The organism is uncultured Thiodictyon sp. (genome assembly GCF_903828115.1).
GTDB lineage: Bacteria > Pseudomonadota > Gammaproteobacteria > Chromatiales > Chromatiaceae > Thiodictyon.
On sequence record NZ_CAIKKU010000468.1, the window covers coordinates 1 to 19,988 of the forward strand.

Below are 19,988 nucleotides of genomic sequence, written 5' to 3' on the forward strand. Positions count from 1 at the left end.
ACGCGCTCCCAGGCGGGGCGGGAAATTACCACCTGATCCTGATCCGCGAGCGAGTTGACGTAATTCCCCTCGGCCCAAATCGTGCGGCGCACCAGCGCCAGGCAGTCGGAAAAGGTGGCCTGCGGCTTGAGGTACCAGGCGGTGGAGCGCGGCAAGGACGCCCAGTGGTCGCGTAGCCGATAGACCATCAAGCAGACGATGGAAAACAGCGCCAGCAACGCCGGCGTGGTGCGGGCGATGGCCTTGGCGGCCCACTGGCGCTGGGTCTCGACGCCCAGGACCGCTAGAAGCAGACCCAGTGGCAGGCGTTTCTCAACAAGAACACGCTTGATCCGGTTCCGCTGACGGAAGTCCTGAACCTGCTGCGACGCTTCTTGATGCCCTCGGTCCGCGCGGTGCTGACCGATGTCCCGTTGTCAGTCCAATGGAATCCTAGAGACGGGTGGCGCTGACTGGCTTCAGCAAGCAAGATGGAAAAGTGACGGCCCCATGTCGCACAACTCCTAAGTTACGCGACACCACATGCGTGACCCGAATCGCTTGGCCCTGGCGTCTCGCCGGTTCCCCCATCGCCAGATCAAGACAACCCGCGACCAAAACCGGAGGCGTTGGATCGCTCCAGCAGACCCGGTGCGAGCCTGGGGCTACCGGCCCTGACTGATATCGAGGCCCCGGCGCAACCCGAGGCGAGGGAGTATGCTGGACCCACGCAGCCAAGCGTCGAAGGCGAAGGGTCTGGCGAACCAGGGCCCCAAACCCCAGTTATGTGAAATGAAGAGGGCAGGGGGAGGCACGCGGAGACCGGCGCGCCGACAAAGGCTTTCAGGAGCCTGTTGTCGGCTACCGGCAGCATCCCCGGCTGCAGCCCGCGGCTGCGCTCGACCGCGGGCGTCAGTCGCCCGGCTATGCTGGATCAGGACGCGCTTGTCTGCGCTGAGGTTCAAGGCGTCGTCGCGCCCGAGCAGCGACCCCGCCGAGACCGTTCCCAAGGCTGCGGCCAGTTCGCGTGCCGCCTCGTGCCCCAAGCGCCGGAGACCCTGTTCGTAGTTGCTGCTCTGGGGTTGGACCGCGCGTCGGTACGCGCCGCGAGGTGGCGAATCGCCTCCGAGATCGTCACCGAGTCGACAACCAGGACGCGATTTGCACACTGGTCAGGTAAAATCCCCGCTTGCGCCCGGTACCAGACGAAGTCAGCGCAGAGCCCGACAATGCGACCGAGGGATTCGCTCTCATGCCCATGAGTCCAACGCGCTGGAGCGCCATCACGGAATGCCGCTTCCCCTGGGAACGCGACGCCCTGCAATGGCTGCGTTCCCAACTCCCCGATCACCACCCCTGGCACGCCTGGACCAATTTCGAGTTCATCGACGACGAAGGACGGGTCAACGAGGTCGATGCCCTGATCCTGACCCCGGCCGCGCTCTTCCTGATGGAGATCGAGAGCCGCCCCGGTGTGCTCACGGGCGACCCCCACACCTGGACCTGGACCACGGACGGCAGGCCCTACAGCTACGATAGCCCGCTGATCCTCGCCGATCGCAAGGCCAAGCGCCTCGCCAACCTGCTGCGGCGCCTGCCGGCGGTACAGAAGTCCCGGGCGCGCATCCCTTTTATCCGGCCCTGCGTCTTTCTCTCCGCCACGGACCTGGTCTGCAAGCTGTCCGGGACCGCCGCCGCCGGGGTCTATCTGCGCGGACAACCAGGCAGCGCCCATGACGATGGCATCATCGGCGCGCTGACCGCCGGCCCCACCCTGAGCACTGCCGACGACGGGCAGCGCATCGACCAGGCCCAGGTCCGCATCCTGGCGCAGGCCATGGCCCAGGCCGGTATCCGTCCCTCCAACAAGCACCGCCTGGTGGGCGATTACCAATTGGGCGCTCTACTCGCCGAGGGTGAGACTTGGCAGGACTGGGAGGGTCAGCACCGCAGCATCGAGAGCATCCGGCGTCGGGTGCGCATCTACCCCTACGCCACGGCCGCCACCGCCCAGGCGCGTGACGCCCTGATCCGACAAGCGGTTCGCGAGTTCCAAATCCTCGAAGGCATCGACCACCCCGGCATCCTCAAGGTCCGCGACTACAAGGACAGCGAGCAGGGCCCGGCACTGATCTTTGACCATGATCCGCGCTCACGCCGCCTGGACCTGTTGCTGCGCGAGCATGGCGACCGGCTCAATGTGAGCCAGCGTCTGCACCTGGTCCGCCACCTGGCCGAGACCCTGCAATACGCCCACGGTAAGCGCCTGTTCCACCGGGCGCTCTGTCCCCAGAGCATCCTGGTGCGGGACCCCGAGTCGGTCCTGCCAAGCCTCCAGATTATGAACTGGCAGACCGGCGCCCGCGCATCGGGTAGCGGTGGCACCGCCGCTGCCGATGGGCGGCGCACGGTCGGCACCCTGCACGTCCAGGACGGCGTGGAAGACCCCGGCCGCGTCTACCTGGCCCCGGAAACCGCCTGGCAACAGCAAGCCGCGCAGGACCAGGATGGCGCCGGCCTGGGCGCGCAGCTCGACGTCTTCTCCTTGGGCGCCATCGCTTACCATCTTTTTTCCGGCCAGCCGCCGGCTGGGAGCGTCATCGAGCAACTGGAGCGGCTGCGCGCCGGCCCAGGGCTGTGCATCTCCGATGTGATGGACGGTGCCGGTCCAGCGTTGCAGGAGCTCATCCAGCTCAGCACCCTGCCCGATACCAGCGCCCGTTGCCCGACGGTCGGCGACTTCCTCAAGGCCCTGGATGCCCTGGAAGACGCCCTCACCACCCCCGACCCCGAGGCCACGGTCGACCCCGCCATCGCCACCGCCAACGATCGTTTGGAAGGGGGCTTCACCGTCCTGCGCCGACTGGGCAAGGGCTCATCCTCCGATGTCCTGCTGGTGCGACCGGACGGGGCTCCTGACGGCGACGAGGCGCAGTTGGTCCTCAAGGTCGCCTCCGACGCTTCACACAATGACCGCCTGGTCGCCGAGGGCGAGGCCCTGGCCAAGCTGCACCGCAACCCGCACGTGGTGGAATGGCGCCGCACGCTCGTCATCGCCGGACGCACGGCGCTGCTCATGTGCCAGGCCGGCGACCAGACCTTGGCCAAGCGCCTGGAGAAAGACGAGCGGCTGTCCCTGGATCTGGCCAGCCGGTTCGGCGAAGAGCTGATTGCGGTCGTCGATTGCCTGGAGGGGCTCGGTATCGCCCACCGTGACATCAAGCCCCAAAACATCGGCATCGCCCAATCGGCCGGCGGACGGCTACAACTCGTCCTGTTCGATTTTTCGCTCACCAGTGCCTCGCCCGAGAACATCAGCGCCGGCACCCACCCCTACCTGGACCCCTTTCTCCCACTGCGCAAACCACCGCGCTGGGACCTGGCCGCCGAGCGCTTTGCACTCGCCGTCACCCTCTACGAAATGCTCACCGGCGAGCTGCCGCGCTGGGGCGACGGCGTCTCCCAGGCCGCCATGCTCGATTGCGAGGTCAGCCTCGCTACCGACCGGTTCGACCCGCACCTGCGCGACGCCCTGACCGACTTTTTCGAGCGGGCACTGCATCGCGACTACCGGGAGCGCTTCGACAATGCCGAAGAGATGCTGCGCGCCTGGCGCCAGGCCTTCGCCGACACCCAGAGCGTCGGCGCCGCGCCCGAGAGCCTGGCCGCGCTGGCCCGCCTCGCCACCGCCGCGACCAGCATCGCCGAGCTGGGCTACAGCGTCGAGGCCCAGAACGTCCTGGACGGCATGGGCATCCACAACCTGCGCGACCTGCTGGCGGTGGAGCGCATCAAGTTCCGTTATCGCAGCGGCGTCGGCGACCGCATCCGCAAAGAGATTCGACTCAAGGCCAAGAAGCTTCTCCAATTGCGTCCCGACTTGGGCCCAGACTCGGCGCGAGCGCCGACCACGGTGCGCCTGAACGAGACCCCCGGCGTCGCCAGCATCGACGCGCTCGCCTGCCAACTCCTGCCCAAGCGACCGGCCGGGGATGACCGTCCGCCCACCGGTGACCCGGCACAGGCGCTCGCCATCTACCTGGGGCTGGAGCCGGCCGCCGACGGCACGGACAGCGCCTGGCCCACCCTGGGTGCGGTCGCGCGGGTGACCCGACTCGCCCGCTCGGCGCTCTCCGACACACTGCTCAAGGCCCGGGAGCGCTGGCTCAAGCTCGCGCCCCTCACCCAGGTCCGCGGGGAGCTCGAGACGCTGCTCCAGATCCATGGCGGCGTCATGACCGTCCCGGAGCTGGCACTGGTCCTGCTGGCCGCCCGCGGCTGCGCCCACCAGGACGACACCCTGCGCCGGCGTCTGGCCACCGCGCTGGTGCGCGCCGCTCAGGAGGCCGAGGGCAGCCTCGCCAAGCCACGCTACCAGCTCTTCGAGCAAGACCAGGTGCCGCCCCTGGTCGCGCTCGGCCCCGACCAAGCCGACTACGCCAGGCGACTGGGCGTCGCCGCCGACGAGATCGCCCGGACCGATCCCCTGCTCACCCCACCGCATGCCCGCAAGACCCTGGAAGCGCTGGAGCGGCCCGGCAGCGTCGCGCCGCTGTCGGCCCAGCGCCTGCTGCGGCTGGCGACGGCCGCGTCACGCACCGCCGCACTCTCCAGTCGCCAGGAGGTCTACCCGCAGGGGATGCCGGCGCTGCGGGCCATGCGCCTGTCCCTTGGTGCGCTGACCGGCCCGCGTTACTGCCAGGCCCGCGACATCCGCGACCGCATCCAGGGTCGTTTCCCCGCGTGCGCACCGATCCCCGACCGCCCGGCGCTCGACGCCTTGCTCGTCGAGGCTGCTGCTGCCCTGACCTGGGACCCGAGCGGACCCCAGGGGCCCGGCTACTACTCACCGGCCGGCCGGACCGAACCCTCGGCCGGCACCACCACCTGGCTGTCCCGCCACGGCACCCGCGGCGAACCCGGCGATGGGGTCATCGATGACCTCACCGCCGATGCCGCCCTGATCCGGCAGTTCGAGGACCGCCTGGAGCGCGCCCGCACGGCCGGCGGTTTTCTCGCACTCACCGTCCTGCCACGCCTCGCCTGCCATGCCGAGGCGCAACTGCTGCGCCGCCATCGAGCGACGCGACTGAGCCTGGACGCCCTGCTGATCCAGGCGCTGCAAGACCAGTCCCTACGCCACAAAGTGGGCTGGGAGGTCATACTGCAAGCCGATGCCGCCGCCCCCGGCAGCCGCGACTGGACCAACCTCACCCGCCTGGTGCAGAAGGCCCTGCCGCAGGTGCGGCACCGGCTGCTCGAGGCCAACCAACCCATCCTGCTGGTCGACCCCGGCCTGCTGGCGCGCTACCAACTCATGGGGCTCGTCGAAGCGCTCCGTGATCGCACGGGCCAGGGCCAGACCCCGCCCCCCCTCTGGCTGCTCGTGCCCATGCACGCCGACGGCCTGCCCGCGGTGGACGGCGTTCCCGTACCGGTCATCTCCTCTGCCCAGTGGGCCCGTATCCCCCCGGCCTGGATCGAGCATCCGTAGTACCGCGTTCCGCGTCATCCTGCGACGGCTCAAGCCCCGAAGGGGCCTGACATACCAGCCCAGGGCAACGCCCTGGGTCGGCGATTTAGGGAAGGCGAGCCCTGAAAGGGCGTGACATAACAATCTCCTCGTTATGTCACGCCCTTTCAGGGCTGACCGATAAAACGACGCGATCCCAGGGCGTTGCCCTGGGCTGGTATGTTCGACCCCGTTGGGGTCGGCCCGCAAGACAAGGTGAAACCGCGGATCCGACAGGATTGCCGAACGGTAGCAGGCTCAGTAGGATAGCCGGTAGCACCAACGTCGAATCAGCAGGTACACCATGCGGGCAGAAAAGCTGTCAATCTCGCTCACCCCGGAGGCGGTGACACTGATCGAGACCTATCGTCAGGCCCATGCGATGAAGAGCCGGTCCCAGGTCATCGAGCACGCGCTACGCCGGCTGCGCGAGGAAGACCTCGAGGCCGCCTACCGTGAGGCGGCGGCCGAGCTCGACCCGGACTGGGCGCCGACCAGCGGCGACGGGCTTGCCCATGAAGCGTGGTGACATCCTCTATGCCGACCTTAGCCCAAGCGTGGGCTCCGAGATCAACAAGCGCCGCCCAGTGCTGATCGTGAGCAACGATGCCAATAATCGGGCGGCGAGCACGGTCACGATCGTGCCCATCACCTCCAACGTCACCCGCGTCTATCCCTTCGAGGTAGCCCTGTCCGTCACGCAATCCGGGCTCCCCAAAGACTCCAAGGCGCAGGCCCAGCAGATCCGTACCATTGCCAAGGAGCGCATCCCAGGGCCGGCGGTCGGTCGGCTTGCGGCAGACCAGATGCGCGCAATCGACGCGGCCATTCGCCTGCACCTCGCGCTGTAGTGGGCCTTTGCCTTCGGCCTCACACCCGCCCAATGCCGACGACACGGCGCCATCGCTGCGATTTTGGTGCATAATAAGTGCGCCGAGAGTGCACCACGCTGAGGTAACACCATGACCGCCACCGCCCAAGCCGTCCCCGCGTTCAACCGGAGCTTCGACGGCTTTCTGAGTTTTTTGCACGACCGCCAGGCGGGTATCGCCGTTCTGTCCCCCAAACGCTTCAGCGAGGCGCTCGGCATGGACCTCCAGACCCTGGCCGGACAGGCCCATGTCCACCGCAATACCATCGGTCGCGCGCCCGCGTCCGAAGGCATACAGCGCTTCCTGCGCGAAGCGGTACGCGCGATCCGCGCGGCGGCCGATCTCTCCGGGGACCTGGAGCAGGCGCTCTTCTGGTACCGCAACGAACCGCTGCCGCCCTTCGGTTACAAGACCGCCGAGCAACTGGTGAGCGCCGGTCGCACCGACGACCTGCTGCGCTACATCGAGTCGCTCGCAGCCGGAGCGGCTGGATGATCCACGCCCCCGCGCCGGACGGGGCCTTCGCCCCGTCCGAAACGTTTTCTCCGAAACCGCGGGTAATACCAATCAGCGACGCGATAAAATTTTGGGACGGGGCGAATGCCCCGTCCCGCCCGGTACCCCTACAGTGACCCAAGCATGATCCACGCCCCCGCCCTCCTCAAAGACCTGCAACGCCTGCTCAAGGTCCTGGAAGACGACCTGCGCGCGCGCATCGGCGAGGACAGCGCGCTCGGTGCCGCCCTGGAAGGCGAATGGCAGACCGCCCGCGCCGCCGGGCGCACCGGGGAGACCCAGACGGCCTGGCTGGAGGCGGCGATCACCCAGGCGGCGGTGCATTGGCTGCTCTCCTGCGTCTTCGTCCGCTTCATCGAGGACAACGGGCTCATCCCCCGGCCCTGGCTGGCCGGTCCGGCGGGTGGCGAGAACAACCGCCTCGCACTGGCGCGCGACCGGCATGAGGGCTGGTTCCGCGCCCGGCCGCACGACAACGACCGCGACTATCTGCTCGCCTGCTTCCGCGAGGTCGGCGCCCTCCCGGGACTCGAGGACCTCTACGACGAGCGCCACAACCCGGTCTTCCGGCTCGGCTGCTCCGGCGATGCCGCCATGGCGCTCATGGCCTTCTGGCAGAAGATCGACCCGGACCGCGGCCTGCTGGTCCACGACTTCACCGACCCCGAGTGGAACACCCGCTTCCTGGGCGACCTCTACCAGGACCTCTCCGAGGCCACGCGCAAGCGCTACGCACTGCTGCAGACGCCCGAGTTCGTGGAGGAATTCATCCTCGACCGCACCCTCACCCCGGCGCTCGACACCTTCGGCTACCAGGCGGTGCGCCTCATCGATCCCACCTGCGGCTCCGGCCACTTCCTGCTCGGCGCCTTCGCGCGCCTGCTCGCCATCCGGGCGCGCCACGAGCCGGGGCGCAACCCGCGCGACACGGTGCAGCGGGCGCTCGACGGGGTCTATGGCGTCGACCTCAATCCCTTTGCGGTCGCCATTGCCCGGTTCCGGCTGCTGGTCGCCGCGCTGGCCGCCAGTGACATTCACGCCTTGAGCGATGCGCCGCGGTTTCAGCTCCATTTGGCGGTCGGCGATAGCCTGCTGCATGGGCCGCGGTTCGGGCTCACCGGGACCATGGATCTTTTCGCCGCCGACTCCTACAAGGGTACCCGCCTGGAACATGCCTATGCCATCGAGGACCTGGGGCAGGTCAATGGCATCCTCGGGCAGCGCTATCATGCGGTGGTGGGGAATCCGCCCTATATCACGGTCAAGGATGCGGCACTCAATGCGGCCTACCGGGCACGCTATAACAGTTGTCACCGACAATATTCACTGGGCGTACCGTTTACGGAGCGGTTTTTCGAGTTGGCGATTCCGGGAGATGGCAATCAGCCGGCGGGCTATGTCGGGCTCATCACTGCCAATTCATTCATGAAACGCGAGTTTGGCAACAAGCTGATCGAAGAGGCTCTGCCCGCATTAGATATCACCCATATTATCGACACCGGAGACGCCTACATCCCAGGAAACGGTACCCCATCTGTCATCCTGTTCGGACGCGACCAGCAGCCTGCCAGCGACAAGATTCGCATTGTAATGGGTATCAAGGGTGAGCCGACTACACCGGCCGATCCCACTCGGGGATTGGTGTGGCGCGCCATCGTAGATCAGGTGGACGTGGCTGGAAGCGAGTCGACCTATGTCTCAGTGGCCGATGCGCCACGAATGATCTTCAGCAAACATCCGTGGAGCATTGGCGGCGGTGGTGCGTCTAACTTAAAGGATGTGATCGAATCGGCATCTGAAGGCGTTCTCGGCGATTTGAAAGAAGAAATTGGAAGAACGACTGTGGTTGGCGAAGACGATATTTGGATAGCTGATCAAAGTTTTTTTCAGCGACATGGCATTATGTCTGTTGTATCTTTAGTTACTGGCGAATGCGTCCGCGATTGGCGCATCTTTGATGCCCCCAACGTCTATTACCCATATGAGAGCTTATCCGGAGACGCCTTTAGGATTTTGCCTGAGAAAGACGGTCGTCATCTCTGGCGTTTTCGCTCCCTATTGAATGGCAGGACGGTTTTCGGTAAGACAATGACGGATGCCGGTAAGTACTGGTATGAGCATCTTGAGAGATATCTTTCAAAACTCCGCACGCCACTTACGATTACGTTTGGCGAGATTACTACCCACAACCATTTCGTCCTCGACCGCGGCGGCAAAGTGTTCAAGCAGACCGCTCCGGTCATCAAGCTCCCGCCCGAGGCAACGCAAGACGATCACCTATCCCTGATCGGCGTGCTTAACAGTTCGACCGGATGCTTCTGGATGAAGCAGGTCTGCTATCCAAAAAAGGGCAGCGGCATGGGCCGCGGCATTCAGCCCGAGCCCTGGATGGACCGCTACGCCTTTGCCGCGACCAGCCTTGCGGGGTTCCCGCTCACCGAGGAAAGACCGCTCGACCTCGCCCAAACCCTCGACCGCCTCGCCCAAGACTACGCCGCCTGCCTCCCGGCGGCCCTGATCGGATCGGCCTCGACCCCGGACCCGGAAATGTCTCACGTCAAGGCGCCAAGGCGCCAAGAAGAAAAGGAGGGTTGATGGTGATTGACCATGACCAACCAGGCGACGCGCCCGCCGCCTCTGCTCGCACACAACCCCCTTGGCGAGCTTGGCGCCTTGGCGTGAGACCTCTTCTGCCCAGCCCGCGCGACCCTGAACCGGAGCATTGAGATGCAAGCCATCGAGCTAGCCGCCACCATTTCACCTCAAGGCCATATCGATCTCGATCTGCCCGAGACCTTGCGCGGCTCATTCGGCCAACCGGCGCGGGTGTTGCTGCTGCTGGATGCGCCCGCCCCAGCCGCCGCTGCGCCAAGGACCGTTGCCGAGCGACGCGCGGCACTGCGTAAGGCATTGGCGGCGGCCGCTGCAGCCGGCGTGTTCGCCGACATCGAGGACCCGGTCGCCTGGCAACGCGCAGAGCGTGCCGACCGTCCTTTACCTGGCAGGGATGCTTGAGCGATGTGGCTCGCCGACAGCAATATCATCATCCTGGCCGCATCGAGACCCAACCACCCGTTGCATACTTGGCTAGAGGAGCACTTGCCGGCCATTTCATCCATCACGCGTATCGAGGTGCTGGGGTATCACAAGCTCAAGCCGGGCGAGCAGGAACTCATCGAGGCTATCATTGAGCCGTTGGATGAACTCGGCATTGGACCGGCCACGGTGAATCTGGCCATCGGCTTGCGCCAGCAACGCAAGATGTCCCTGGGTGATGCCCTGATCGCAGCCACGGCCCTGGAGCACAATCTGACGCTCGCCACGCACAACGAGGGCGACTTTTCATGGGTACCCGGCCTGAGGTTCGACAGCCTCACGGGAATCACATGACCGCCCTACCGACCCGTGCCAGCCTCGATGCCGCCCGCGTTCGCGCCGAATCCATCCGCCGCCAACAGATCGCCTGGCAGGAGGAACTGGACTGGCGCTGCTATCGCCTCTACGGCCTGCTGGGCGACAACACGGATGACGAGTATCCCAACCCGCCCGAGATCGCGCTGGGCGAACGCGCCTTTGAAATCGTACTCGCCCGCCGAATCGCGGCGGGCGAGGAGCAGACCACCTGGTTCACCCGCCACGGCTCCACGCCTATTACCGCAATCCCCGACCACTGGCCGGCGGGATACCGGCAAGTGGTCGAGGCGCGGATTGCACTGATCGAATCGGATAAGTACATCGGGCTCATCGAGCGCCCCGAATACAAGCGCCGCTGGGCCGCCACCCCCTGGGTCGAGCAGGAACAGACGGCACTCAAGGGCTGGCTGCTGGACCGGCTGGAGACCCCGTCCTATTGGCCGGACCCGGTGGCCCTGACCAGCACCAGCCGCCTCGCCGACCGGGCACGCCGGGACCCTGAATTCATGCAGGTCGCCGAGATCTACGCCGGCCGCCCGGACTTCGACCCGTCCGCCCTGGTAGCGGTCCTGGTCGCCGCCGAGTCCGTGCCCTTCCTGCCGGTGCTGCGCTACACCGAACCGGGGCTGCGCAAGCGTGAGCAATGGGAGTCCACCTGGGACCTGCAAAGGCGTGAGGACGCCGGCGAGCCGGTCGGCGAGATTCCGGTCCCGCCCAAATACAAGTCCACCGACTTCCTCAAGACCGACTGCTGGCGCCTGCGCGGGGGACTCGACGTGCCCAAGGAGCGCTGGGTGAGCTACCCCGGCGCCGAGCGCGGCGCCGATGGGAGTCTGGTCATCGCCTGGACCGGTTGGAACCACCTGCAACAGGCCACGGCACTCGCCGCCTATTATCTGGACATGAAGGAGGGCGAGGGCTGGGAACCGGCGCGCCTGCAACCCCTGCTCTCCGGCCTGTTGGAACTCATTCCCTGGCTCACGCAATGGCACAACGACTACGACGCCGAGCACGCCACCCGCATGGGCGACTATTTCGCCGGTTTCATCATTGACGAGGCCCGCACCCTGGGCCTGACCATGGACGACCTGCGCGCCTGGAAACCCGCCGCGGTCGCGGTTCGTCGCGGGCGGCGCAAGACCGGATGACCACCTTGCGCCAATTCGCCGGCGGCGACGCACTGGTCCCGGGCGGTACCGCCTGGTATCTGGCTGACCTGGGTGAGCTGCGCGGCAAGCAGGAACTCTATACCCGTCAGTCTCCCCAGCGGCTGAAGGCGCTGCGTGAGCATGCACTGATCGAGAGCGCGGTATCGAGCAATCGGATCGAGGGGATTGAGGTCGAGCCGCGCCGGATCGCGGACCTGATCCATGGGACGCCGCTGCTGCGTGATCGCGATGAGGAAGAGGTGCGCGGCTACCGTGATGCGCTGACCCTGATCCACGCGCAGGGTGCCGGCCTGTCGGTTGCAGAAGAGACCATCCGTCGCCTGCATGCCCTGACCCGCGGGGAGATCTGGGATGCCGGAAAGTACAAGGAGCGGGACTGCGACATCATCGAGCGGTACTCGGACGGCAGTGAGCGGGTACGTTTCCGTACCGTGCCGGCGGCCGACAGCCCAGCCGCCATGGTCCGCCTGATCGATGAAAACCAGCGGTGTGGGGAGGAGGGCTGGGTTCACCCGCTGATCGCCATGGCCGCCTTCAATCTGGACTTCCTGTGCATCCATCCGTTTCGGGACGGCAACGGCCGGGTTTCGCGGCTGCTGCTGCTGTTGCAGTGCTATCACCAAGGCATCGAGGTCGGGCGCTACATCAGCCTTGAACGGTTGATCGAGCAGAACAAGGAGCGCTACTACGAGACCTTGGAACTTAGCTCCCAAGGCTGGCACGAGGGGCGACAGGACCCCTGGCCCTTCATCAATTATGTGCTGTTCATCCTGAAGAGCGCCTACCGGGAGCTGATCGAGCGCGTGGGCGAGGTCCAGGCACCCCGCGGCGCCAAGACCGAGCAGGTTCAGGCGGCGCTGCGTCGTCTGCCCAGGGAGTTCACCCTGACCCAACTGGAGCAGGCGTGCCCTGGCGTGAGTCGGGACATGATCCGCCGCGTGCTGGCCGACGAACGCGGCAAGTCCGTGGACTGCGTGGGTCGCGGACCGGGTGCGAAATGGGTCCGTCGCGACGGCGAATCAGGGTAAACTCACGCTAAAGAGCGTAAGAAAGAGGGTACTGTGATCGGCACGCCCCGCACACGACTCGACATTCGATCAGCCCGTAACTCGTAGGGTACGCAATGCGTACCCTACCAATTGCGGTGCGATGATGGCATTATGACTGCGTTTCGACTGCGGGAGAACCATCATGCCCACCATGACCTTACGTGACGTGCCGGACGAGTTGCATGCCTGGCTCAAACAGCAGGCGCAGGCGCATCACCGCTCGGTGAACAAGGAGGCCATCGCCCTACTGGATCGCCTGCGCGACGAGGCCCCCGCAGTCCGGCGTCGGACCACGGTGGACGAGATCATGGCCATCGCCGGGCGCGTGGCGCGGGCACCGGTACTGGACGATCGCAGCGCCGATGAGATTCTCGGTTATGACGAAGACGGTCTGCCGCGGTGACCAACGGCCCCCTTGTCATCGACACCTCGGCCTTGCTTGCGGTGCTGTTCGTCGAGGACGACGCTCAGACTCGGCGACTGCTTTTCCTATGCCCTGGCCAAGCAGCGCGGTGAGCCGCTGTTGTTCAAAGGTGACGATTTTTCCCGGACTGACTTGATCGCAGCACTCTGAATATCGGAGGCTAAATCCATGACCACGCCACCTCGTATTCTTGATGCTCAGATCACCGGACCACTGCTGATCGACATCGCTTGGAGTACTGGTGAAACCCTGAGCGTCGATCTTTCTGACTGTGTCAGGCCGCCATTCGACCTGCTTGCAGACCCGGCTTTCTTTGCCAGAATGAAGTGTGATGAGTGGGGCCACGGATTAGACTGGCCGGACGGACTTGACCTTGGCGCAGATACGCTTTATGAACTTTGCCGTCGACAAGCCGGACTGCCCACCATCAGTGACTTCAATGCCTGGATGGCAAGGAATGGGATGACGCTCACGGCTGCTGCAGAAACGCTGGGAATGACACGACGGAAGATTTCGGACTACCGCACAGGCAGTCGCCCCATTCCAAAAGTCGTCGGATTGGCGTGTAAGGCCATCGATATGGAGCATTCTCGTATCCAGTAGGGCGCGCGATGCGTACCCGACATAAAATAATACATCGATTGGGAGCGATGTCATGACCTTGATGAAGGAAATCATCTCCATCCCCGAGCGGGTCCACCAGGGCGATTTCGTCCTGAAGCTGACCGAGGGGGTGAGTCACGCCGAGCAGACGCTGCGCGACTATGTGGTGACGCCCCAGTTGGTGCAGTGCTTCGACAATGCCCTGGGCTTCATCCGCCAGGCGCTGGAGGGTCACAGCAGCAAGGCGGCCTATCTGCACGGGAGCTTCGGCGCGGGTAAGAGCCATTTCATGGCGGTGTTGAATCTCTTGCTCGCCGGCAATGTGCAGGCGCGTTCCATCACTGAGCTGGCGGACCTGGTGGCTCACCACAATGGCTGGACGCAGGGGCGGCGGTTCCTGCTGGTACCCTATCACATGATCGGGGCACGTGACATGGAGTCGGCCATCCTGGGCCAGTACGCCGACTATGTCCGGCGTCTGCATCCCGAAGCCCCGGTGCCAGGGTTCTATCTGGCGGATCGGCTCTTCCAGGATGCCCAAGGGCTGCGTTCTCAGTTGGGGGATGAGCCCTTCTTCGCCCGGCTCAACGCGGTCCGGGGTAGCAATTGGGGGGACCTGGAGGGCGGCTGGGATGCCGGCAGCTTCGAGGCGGCCACCCTGGAGGCGCCGAATGGTGAGGAGCGGATTCGCCTGGTCAGTGCCTTGATTGCATCCTATTTTCCGTCCTACGCGGAGTTTGCCGCGAATCTCTCGCAACTTGATAAAGAGACTCAGCAGGTCAAGGAACACGGCTTCGTGGGCCTGGATCTGGGGCTGTCCATCATGAGCCGCCATGCCCAGGCCCTGGGTTATGACGCGGTGATCCTGTTCCTGGACGAGCTGATCCTGTGGCTGGCGAGCCGGGCGGCGGATGTCTCATTCGTCAGCAGCGAGGGGACCAAGCTCGTGAAGCTGGTGGAGGCCACCCACGCGGACCGGCCGATCCCGCTGGTGAGCTTCGTCGCCCGGCAGCGGGACCTGCGCGAGCTGGTGGGCGAGAACCTGGCCGGGGCCTTGCAGCTTCAGTTCGCCGATGTGCTCAAGCACTGGGAGGCGCGCTTCCATGTCATTACGCTTGAGGACCGCAACCTCCCGGCCATCGCGCAGAAGCGGGTGCTGCGCCCAAGCAGCGAGGCCGCGCGCCAGGAGCTGGAACAGGCCTTCCACGGTTTCCTGTCGGTGCGCCGCGAGGTGCTCGATACCCTGCTGACCACCACCGCGGATCGGGAGATGTTCCGCCAGGTCTATCCCTTCAGCCCGGCCCTGGTGCAGGCCTTGATTGCGGTCTCATCGGTGCTGCAGCGCGAGCGCACCGCCTTGAAGCTGATGCTGCAATTGCTGGTGGACCGGCGTGAGGACCTGGAACTGGGTCAGATCATCCCGGTGGGGGACCTCTATGACGTGATCGCCGATGGCGACGAGCCCTTTTCCGATGCGATGCGCATTCACTTCGAGAATGCCAAGCGGCTCTATCACCAGAAGCTGCTGCCACTGCTGGAGCGCACCCATGGCGTGACCTGGCAGGCAATCAAAGAGGGGTCCGCCGAGGCCGGCAAGGCCAGGAACCTGCGCAATGACGCGCGCCTCATCAAGACCCTGCTGCTGGCGGCCCTGGTACCGGAGGTGGAGACCCTCAAGGCGCTGACCGCGCAGCGGCTGGCCGCGCTCAATCACGGCTCGTTCCGCTCGCCGATCCCGGGTCGGGAGGGCCAGGACGTGCTGCGCCGCTGCCGTGACTGGGCGGCCGAGGTGGGTGAGATCAAGGTCACCGACGATGCCAATCCACTGATCTCGATTGCGGTGACCGGTGTGGACATCGAACCCATCGTGCGGGGGGCCGGGGATCAGGATAATGCCGGCAATCGCCGCCGCAAGATTCGGGAGCTGTTGTTTGAAAGCCTCGGTATCGCCGATACGAACGACCTGTTCACCATGTACACCTCTATCTGGCGCGGGACCCGGCGCGAGGTGGAGCTGGTCTACGAGAACGTGCGCGAAATGGCGGATGACCGCCTGCGCGGGCGCGACGGCAGTTGGACGGTGGTGGTGGATTATCCCTTCGACGCGGCCAACCGGACCCCGGCCGACGACCTGGCGCGCCTGAGTGAATACCGGGGCGGTACGACGCGCACCCTGGTGTGGCTGCCGTCCTTCCTGTCCGAGCGGACCCTGCGCGATTTGGGCCGGTTGGTGATACTGGACTACATCCTGACCGGCGAGCGGTTCAACGATTACGCGGGCCATTTGTCGCTGGTGGATCGGGGACCGGCGCGGGCGCTGGCTAGGAATCAGCGCGACCAGCTCCAGAGTCGCTTGCGGCAATGTCTGGAGGTGGCCTATGGGATTGCGGGTGAGCCACGCGACGCCATCGCCAGCCGTTTGAGTCCGGACGACCAGTTCCGGTCGCTCGACCCGACGCTGCGCCCCCGCCCGCCGGTGGGTGCGGATCTCAAGGGGGCCTTCGAGGGCCTGCTGGATCAGCTCTTCAGCCACCAGTTCCCCGCCCATCCCCGCTTCGATACCGAGGTGAAATCGGCCGCCCTGAAGAAGGTGTGGCTTGAACTCGGGCGCGCCCTGGAGTCCACCGACGGCCGCGTGCCGGTGATGGACAAGGCGACCCGGGCGCTGGTGCGCTCGATTGCGGGTCCACTGAATCTGGGCGAGATGGGTGAGACCCATTTCGTGCTGGGTCAGCACTGGAAGGCCCATTTCGAGCAGGCCCAGGCGCGCGAGGGCGGCCCCATCACGGTGGCGCGGCTGCGCCAGTGGTTGGATCAGCCGGCGGCCATGGGATTGCCGACGGAAGCTGGGAACCTGATCGTGCTCGTCTTTGCCGGTCAGACCAACCGGTCGTTCTTTCTCAACCAGGGTCCCTTTCAGCCCAGCCTGGACAACCTTCCCGGGGCGCTGGAGTTGCGTGAGCAGGTGCTGCCGAGCCTTGATGAGTGGGAGCGGGCGCTGGCGCGGGCCGGCGCCCTGTTCGGGCTGGGGACGCTGCGGACCCTGACTGCTGCCAATGTGGCGAAGCTGGTGGAGGCTGTGCTCGGCAAGGCGCGGGAGGCGAGGGTGCCGCTGGCGAGCTTCTTGAACACCCTGCAACAGCGCCTGCAAGCCTATGGAGCGGGGGTTCCCCAGGGGGCCGGCGATGGGACCCAGGCCGCCGAGCCCCCCCGGCTGACCACCGCGCGCTCGGCCGAGGCACTGCTGGCGGCACTGGTGAGCGCGGAACCAGGCCAGGTGGTCTGTGTGCTGGCGCAGTGCCCCATCGCGACCTCAGAGGCCGCGATGGCGCGGACCTTGGCCGGGGCCAAGCAGCTCGACGAGTCGCTGCGCATGGCCGGATGGAGGCTTTTTGAGGCAGTGACCGCCCTGTCCGACCACCGTCGCACGGCCGCCTTGGGCATCAAGGCCCGGATTGCCGAGGTCCTGGCCGCTGACGAGCATGTCATCGCCCTCAAGCCGGCCTTGGACGAGCAAGAGGCCAAGGCCTTGCAGCTGTTGACCGATGTACCCAAGCCACCACCGCCAAAGCCCGACCCAGACCCGGTCGTGGTGCGCACCGGTGAGGCGGAGAATCTCGACCCTGGGCAGGCGCGCACCCTGCTGGACGCTATTCGTATCGAGATGGAGCAAGACCGCGAACTGCGCCTGTCGGTGAGCTGGCGGTTGCTGAAAACCACAGGCAAGACCTGATGGTGCCGACGCGCAATCAGATTGTCGCTCAGGTCGGGGCCGTACTGGCGCGGGACCCGCAAGCCCGCTGCATCGCCATCCGCTCGCCAACGGCGGCGGTCTGGCCGGAATCCTTGTCGGTGGGTAACCGATCGTTTCGGCTGCACTGGTGTCCGTCCAGCCTCGCGGCACGGCAGGCCTTGATCCAGGTCGAGGCGTCGCCGTCCGCCGGCGTCATCCTGCTGACGCACTTAAGCGATGCGGCGCTCGGCGCCGATACGCTTGCGCGGCTGTCGCGCGGACGCGTCTTCCAGGTGGAGCGCTGGGACATGGTCCGGCAGGTGTTCCAGGCAACCGAGATCGATTCCCGTCTGGCGGCGCAAGGCTGGATGGCACAGGCGCTGCTTGATTACCTGCCGACAGGCGGTTATCCGCCGGTTGCCGGGGGCTTCCTCGACCTGGAAACGGCGTGGAAGCAGGTGTTGAACGGCAGCCTGGGCCTGCCGCAGGCGCGCCCGGACTTGGTGAGCCTGCTGCGCTGGACCATGGCGGCGGATCGGGTCGGGCGTTTTCTGCGACTGCCCGCGGATGCTCAGCCGCAGATCCTGGCCTGGCTCGCCGACTGCGCGGGTCCGGTGGGTGAGCTCGTCATGGGTTGCGTGGCCGCGGGCAACGCGGCGCACGCACTGCCTATCGGCCTACTCTGGAGTCTGGTGCTCGCGCCAGGGTGGGCTGGACTGCCGGAACTGGCGGCGGCTGCGGTGCGCTTGGAGCGCTACACCGGGGACCGGCGCATTGCGCCGCCGCAAGGCCGCCGCTGGGCGGACGCGTCTATCTGGTTGCTGCGCAGCCTTCCCTGCGATGCCGCCCGACCCGCGATCGAGCGGGCGGAGGGCCTGCTGCGGGAACTGCATCTGCGTGGCTACGCGGGGCTGAGCGACGTGTTGCCGAGCGGTTTCGAGGCGCGGCTTGCGGTGTTTGGACAGGCCTTGGACACCTTGTTGGGTCAAGCCTCCATGGCCGCGTTGGCCCGGGTGGAGCAGGCCGCAAGTCAGGTACTTCACCACGACCTGGGCGACCGACCCGGGACGCGCGCCGAGCGGGTGCAGATGGCCTTGCGCCTGGCCCGCTGGCTGGTTGCCGCACAAGCACCCACCGCGGCGCCAGGTAGGGGCGGGTTTGAAACCCGCCCCTACGCGGCCACCGGTTTAGCAGACCTGGCACAGGGCTATGCCGCAGATGGCGCCTATGTCGATTGGGCGCGGTTCAAATTGTTGGGCGGCGATGAACTGGCGGCACTGTCGGCCACTTACGGGGTGCTGGCCGCGCGGGTGCGGGAGTGGCGCGAAGGCTTCAATCAACGGTTTGCCGCGGCGCTTGCGACCTGGAACCGCGAACCCTACCCGGCCGCGGATTGCCTGCCGGTGGAGTCGGTCTTGGAACAGCTCCTGGCCCCCCTGGCCCGGCAGGCGCCGGTGCTGTTCTTGGTGGTCGATGGCTTGAGCTTACCCATCTTTCGCGAACTCTGTGCGGATCTGATGCGCTCCGGCTGGATGGAGCAGATTCCCACGGACGCGGCGAGCGCCTGGGTCGGCCTCGCGGCCTTGCCGACCGTGACCGAGATCAGCCGCACGAGCCTGCTTGCGGGGCGCCTGATGGCCGGGGCCGCATATCAGGAAAAGGCTGCCTTCACCGCCCATGAGGGACTGCTGGCGGCGTCCAAGTCGGGCGGTAAACCCATCCTGTTTCACAAGGGCGACCTCGGCGAGGGTGGTCACCTGGCCGAGCCGGTGCGCGAGGCGATCGGCACCGCCACCCGCCGTGTCGTCGGTCTGGTCTATAACGCGGTAGACGATCATCTGCGCGGCTCGGATCAACTGCACCTGCGCTGGTCACTGGACGATTTGCGGCTGCTCCGCCCCCTGCTCTATGAGGCGAGCGCGGCGGGACGCACCCTGATCATCACCGCCGATCATGGCCATGTCATCGATGAGCAGACCGTGCAACGCACGGCCGCCGATGGCGAGCGCTGGCGCAACGCGATCCATGGCGAAGGCGGTCCGGTTGCGGCGGATGAAACCCTGCTCGAAGGCGGGCGGGTGTGCGCCCCTAACGGGGGGAGCCGCATCGTCTGCGCCTGGAGTGAACGCCTGCGTTACAGCGGCAAGAAGCTCGGTTACCACGGTGGGGTCTCGCCGCAGGAGGTGGTGGTGCCATTGAGCGTGTTCATCCCACCCCTGTGCACCCTGGAGGGCTGGAGGCCCGCCCCGCCCAGCCAGCCGGAGTGGTGGGAGGACCGGCTCCCGGCGCCGGCCGCGGCGCCCGCGCCGCCCGCCGCCAAGCAGAAAAGGCGCGGCCGGGACGAAACCGCGCCTGACCTGTTCGACCAGGTGCGACCGGTGGCCCAGGTGGATTGGATCGCGGCCCTGCTGGCGAGCCCGACCTATCGGCAGCAACGCCAATTGGCCGCGCGGGTCGCCCCGTGCGACGAAGAGATTCGGGGTCTGTTGGAAGCGCTCGACACCCGCGGCGGCAAGCTCGGCAAAACGGCCCTGGCGCAACGCCTGGGGATGCCCCTGATGCGCGTGAGCGGTTTCGTGAATGCCGCCCGGCGCGTGCTCAACCTGGATCAGTCCGCGGTGCTGACCCTGAACGAGACGACGGCGCAGATCGAATTCAACCGGGATTTGCTGGAGGTCCAATTCCAGCTGAACACACGCAGGGCCGCCGGCAACTAA

At 66.2% G+C, this 19,988-nt stretch carries 14 protein-coding genes and 1 pseudogene; 14 read left to right on the forward strand and 1 reads right to left on the reverse strand.

Annotated features, from left to right (window positions below; all coding sequences use genetic code 11):
* Nucleotides 1–218 (reverse strand): hypothetical protein (locus QZY48_RS17155; RefSeq protein WP_295433206.1); only part of this gene is annotated, 218 nt, incomplete at its 3' end.
* Between the two features lie 1,013 nt (nucleotides 219–1,231).
* Between QZY48_RS17155 and pglW the strand changes: the two genes are divergently transcribed.
* The 14 genes and pseudogenes from pglW to pglZ all read left to right on the forward strand — a co-directional run bounded on the left by pglW (nucleotide 1,232) and on the right by pglZ (nucleotide 19,988).
* Entirely contained in the window at nucleotides 1,232–5,473 is a 4,242-nt protein-coding gene (gene pglW / locus QZY48_RS17160) for a BREX system serine/threonine kinase PglW (RefSeq protein WP_295433209.1), read from the forward strand.
* 322 nt (nucleotides 5,474–5,795) lie between these two features.
* Nucleotides 5,796–6,020: a CopG family transcriptional regulator gene (locus QZY48_RS17165; RefSeq protein WP_295433212.1), complete on the forward strand. Its 225-nt coding sequence runs from the start codon at nucleotides 5,796–5,798 to the stop codon at nucleotides 6,018–6,020.
* Nucleotides 6,007–6,342, forward strand: a complete 336-nt coding sequence (locus QZY48_RS17170) for a type II toxin-antitoxin system PemK/MazF family toxin (RefSeq protein ID WP_295433214.1) — start codon at nucleotides 6,007–6,009, stop codon at nucleotides 6,340–6,342. Before QZY48_RS17165 ends, QZY48_RS17170 begins: the two co-directional genes overlap by 14 nt.
* Before the next feature lie 111 nt (nucleotides 6,343–6,453).
* Complete coding sequence (locus QZY48_RS17175; protein ID WP_295433217.1) at nucleotides 6,454–6,858, forward strand: DNA-binding protein; 405 nt, start codon at nucleotides 6,454–6,456, stop codon at nucleotides 6,856–6,858.
* Between the two features lie 144 nt (nucleotides 6,859–7,002).
* On the forward strand, nucleotides 7,003–9,474 hold the full coding sequence (pglX, locus tag QZY48_RS17180) for a BREX-2 system adenine-specific DNA-methyltransferase PglX (RefSeq protein ID WP_295433219.1): 2,472 nt from the start codon (nucleotides 7,003–7,005) through the stop codon (nucleotides 9,472–9,474).
* Nucleotides 9,475–9,606: 132 nt separating this feature from the next.
* Nucleotides 9,607–9,894, forward strand: coding sequence for a hypothetical protein (locus tag QZY48_RS17185; RefSeq protein WP_295433221.1), 288 nt, complete (start codon nucleotides 9,607–9,609; stop codon nucleotides 9,892–9,894).
* 3 nt (nucleotides 9,895–9,897) lie between these two features.
* A complete protein-coding gene (locus QZY48_RS17190; protein ID WP_295433223.1) occupies nucleotides 9,898–10,269 on the forward strand; it encodes a type II toxin-antitoxin system VapC family toxin in 372 nt (123 codons plus the stop codon).
* Nucleotides 10,266–11,441, forward strand: a complete 1,176-nt coding sequence (gene pglX / locus QZY48_RS17195) for a BREX-2 system adenine-specific DNA-methyltransferase PglX (protein WP_295433226.1) — start codon at nucleotides 10,266–10,268, stop codon at nucleotides 11,439–11,441. The genes QZY48_RS17190 and pglX (QZY48_RS17195) overlap by 4 nt, the downstream gene beginning before the upstream one ends.
* Nucleotides 11,438–12,490, forward strand: a complete 1,053-nt coding sequence (locus tag QZY48_RS17200; protein WP_295433229.1) for a Fic family protein — start codon at nucleotides 11,438–11,440, stop codon at nucleotides 12,488–12,490. Before pglX (QZY48_RS17195) ends, QZY48_RS17200 begins: the two co-directional genes overlap by 4 nt.
* Nucleotides 12,491–12,653: 163 nt before the next feature.
* Nucleotides 12,654–12,914: a type II toxin-antitoxin system VapB family antitoxin gene (locus QZY48_RS17205; RefSeq protein WP_295433232.1), complete on the forward strand. Its 261-nt coding sequence runs from the start codon at nucleotides 12,654–12,656 to the stop codon at nucleotides 12,912–12,914.
* 72 nt (nucleotides 12,915–12,986) lie between these two features.
* Nucleotides 12,987–13,085: pseudogene (locus QZY48_RS17210) on the forward strand (type II toxin-antitoxin system VapC family toxin); the annotation flags it as partial.
* Nucleotides 13,086–13,103: 18 nt separating this feature from the next.
* Nucleotides 13,104–13,538 carry a DUF2442 domain-containing protein gene (locus QZY48_RS17215; RefSeq protein WP_295433236.1) on the forward strand — a complete coding sequence of 145 codons (435 nt, stop codon included), beginning with the start codon at nucleotides 13,104–13,106 and terminating at the stop codon, nucleotides 13,536–13,538.
* Between the two features lie 52 nt (nucleotides 13,539–13,590).
* Complete coding sequence (locus QZY48_RS17220) at nucleotides 13,591–17,271, forward strand: phage resistance protein (RefSeq protein WP_295433238.1); 3,681 nt, start codon at nucleotides 13,591–13,593, stop codon at nucleotides 17,269–17,271.
* On the forward strand, nucleotides 17,271–19,988 hold the full coding sequence (gene pglZ, locus QZY48_RS17225; RefSeq protein ID WP_295433240.1) for a BREX-2 system phosphatase PglZ: 2,718 nt from the start codon (nucleotides 17,271–17,273) through the stop codon (nucleotides 19,986–19,988). Before QZY48_RS17220 ends, pglZ begins: the two co-directional genes overlap by 1 nt.